General features: G+C 71.2%; 2 protein-coding genes. Both read right to left on the bottom strand.

Features of this window, described 5'->3' with window-relative positions; all coding sequences use genetic code 11:
• Positions 1–116 precede the first annotated feature (116 nt).
• Positions 117–860: an ATP-binding protein gene (locus tag AC07DW_RS34135; protein WP_359857096.1), complete on the bottom strand. Its 744-nt coding sequence runs from the start codon at positions 858–860 to the stop codon at positions 117–119.
• The coding region (locus AC07DW_RS34130; RefSeq protein ID WP_478861478.1) for a transposase at positions 857–2,152 on the bottom strand (1,296 nt) is incomplete at its 5' end. The genes AC07DW_RS34135 and AC07DW_RS34130, both read right to left, overlap by 4 nt.

Raw genomic sequence — 2,152 nt, 5'->3', positions numbered from 1 at the left:
CGGACGGCGGATGGTGGGCGGCCAGGGCAGTGTGGGTGTGGATGACGTCGTCATGGCGGTCGATGACCACAGCGACGGACGGCGGCCGCGCGGCGAGAAACATGGCGGCGTGGTGGTCAGCCAAGGCGGCTGAAGGCCCAGCGCAGCAGTTCCTGATCCACGCGGGGACGGCCGGTACGGGCCAGAGCGGTGCGGGTGTGCGCGGTCAGCTGGGCCCAGGCGCGGAAGTTGCCGTGCGCGGCGTGCTGGTCGGCGAAGGCGATGTCCTCGGGGGCGGCGTCGGCCCAGACGAAATGGAACAGAGGGATGACGTCGAGGACCTCGTCGGGGGTGAGGCGGGTGAAGTGCTGCCAGATGAAGATGCGGGAGGAGAGCATCGGTTCGCGGCGCAGCACGGTGTGGCAGCCCGCGCCACCGACGAAGATGATCGCCAGCTGGGTGGAGGGCTCGTCCCACAGGTAGCGGAAATACTCGAACGCCTCGCCGTTGAGCCACTGGGCCTCGTCCACGAGGAAGGTACGGGGGCGTTCGGCCAGGGCCGTCTTCAGCAAGCGGTCGAATTCGCTGGGGTGGCGCGGTGGCTCGCCGGCCAGGTCGAGAGCGGTGAACAGCTCGTAGCGCACCGCTCGGGCGGTGGGACGGGCCCGGAAGGTGATCTTGCGGACGTCCTCGCCGGGTTCGAGTGCGCGCAGGCAGGTGTTGACGGCGAGGGTCTTGCCGAAGCCGGCACCGCCGTGGATGCACATCATCGCGCGGGCGGCGACCGTGTCGCTGATGTTCTCGCGGGCGGTGAGCAGGGCGCGGGTGGTGACCACGGAGGCGTCGGGCAGGTCGACGTACTGGTAGGTGGCCGCGGTCACGAGGCGTCTCCGTCTTCGTCGGTGGTGGAAGGTGCGGCGTGTCTGCCCAGGCCGTCGGGGACCGCAGAGGCTGAGTCACGGCCTGGCGGGCGCGGGGCGGGGCGGGCCGGCGTGATCAGCGCAGCCAAGGAAGCTGGAGTGCGCCAGTCGGCCGGGGGCGCGGCAAGCGGGACAACATCGGGCAGCGCGAGCTGCGACAGGTCGGCGTCAGCACTCTGGGCGAGTTCGGCATCGGCCTGCGCACCGGTCAGCGCGCCGAGCCGCCGAGGGGGCCCGGCCCGGGTAGCGGCGGCGTAGCGCTCGCGCTGGGAAGCCTCCAGGTCCTTCCGCAGACGGCGGGCGCGGGCCGCCCGAGTTTTCCGTACGGCGCTGACCTGCTCCTCGGTTGCCTGGTCGGCCAGGTCCGCGGGGCCGAGGTAGCGGCCGGTGGTGGCGTGGTAGACCTCGATGCGGTGGTCGTGGTGGGGCATGAAGCGGATACGCACCTGGATGCCGACCTGGCCGGTCATCCAAGGCCCCACGTAGTCGCGTTTCCTGAAGCGGATACCGCGGGTGGTCAGCGTGCGGGTGCCGGCGTCCTCCAGGGTGAACGTCCACAAATCCGCAGCCGGCACGTCCCGCAGCGGGGTGGGATCGTCCTGCCACGCCTCAAGCGGGGTCCGACCCCGCAAGGGCGCGGGACGGTGCTCGGTGTTCCACCACAGCGTCCAGGCCAGCAGCCGAGCGGTGAAGTCCTCGAAGCCGAGCAGCACCTCGTCCTTCGGGCGGGAAGCCCGCTTACCGGGGCGCGGCTGGCGGGCGTAGCCGGGCAGCGCGGCCAGGAACATGCTCTCCACAGCCCGGTTCAGGCCCTCCACAGTGCCCTTGAGGTGGGGGGTGTAGGCGGGCAGATCCTCCACCGTCACCTCCAGGAGATCGAACGCGGCCGTCACCGTTCGGGACAGAAAGTCCTTGCCGCGGTCCACCCGCACTTTCTCGGGCAGCCCGCCGAACGGGCCGTAAGGCTCTTCGCGCAGGACCGCGGAGCGCAGCGCGGCCAGCACCGACTCCCGCGACGGATGCGCCGGCGTAACCGCGACGCCAGTGATCGCGTTGGTGGCACAGTCGATGAACCACGTGATCCACGGCCTGCGAGCCCTGCCCTCAACCTCGACCAGCACCGGCGCCTGGACGTGATCGGTCTCCCACACCTGGTTCCGCCAGCCCCGCGGCCGGGCCAGGAACACATCGTGCTTGCGCGCCGCCCGCTCCCCACCGGCAAGTCCAGCCCGCTCCCCCGGCGTCAGATCACG

This window comes from Streptomyces sp. NPDC045701, assembly GCF_056432045.1.
This window is presented reverse-complemented; position numbering and strand designations above follow the sequence as displayed.